Origin of the sequence: Microbacterium sp. PF5, from assembly GCF_004794315.1 — a bacterium.
Classification (GTDB): Bacteria; Actinomycetota; Actinomycetes; order Actinomycetales; family Microbacteriaceae; genus Microbacterium; species Microbacterium sufflavum.
Genome location: NZ_SSDQ01000117.1, coordinates 1 through 567, shown reverse-complemented (window position 1 = coordinate 567; position 567 = coordinate 1). Strand labels below are relative to the sequence as shown.

1 pseudogene is annotated in these 567 nt (G+C 76.0%); it reads right to left on the bottom strand.

Features of this window, described 5'->3' with window-relative positions:
• Positions 1-528, bottom strand: a pseudogene (locus DW297_RS10315) (2-succinyl-5-enolpyruvyl-6-hydroxy-3-cyclohexene-1-carboxylate synthase); the annotation flags it as partial.
• Positions 529-567: the final 39 nt, after the last annotated feature.

Genomic DNA, 567 nt, shown 5'->3' with positions numbered 1-567 from the left:
GTCGAGCTCCGCGCGGACGGCGTCGCGCCGGGCGGCGAGGTCGGTGGACGCGAGGGCATCGGCGTCGGGCGCCTGCTCGCTCAGGTCGACGGCCTCGGCAGCCGACGCCCGCATCCACTGCCCGAGCCACTCGCGGTCGGGCTCCCCCGGGGCCACCGTGACCGCCGCGACCGCGCGCGTGCGGTGGTTGAGGTCGAGCTCCTCCCCGCCGCGGCGCACCGCCACGACCTCCACGTCGTGGCGCGACAGCAGCCGCGCGGCCTCACGGCTCAGCGTGGGATGGCCGAACACGACGACACGCTCGATGCGGCCGCCGAGGTCGTCGCGGGAGAGCAGCCGACGGTAGCCGTGCACGAGGCGACGCCCGAACCGCGCGCCGCTCACGACCTCGGCGATCAGCGGCCAGTCCGCCGTGTGGGCGAGCTCCTCCGCGGCGGCACCCGCGTCGGCGCCCGCGAGCACGACGTCGTCGCGGATGGTGTCCATCGCCGGGCAGCCGCTGTACGTCGGGGTGACGATGCCGTCCACCGGCTGATCGTGCACCTCCCGCGGCAGTGCGTCGAGTAT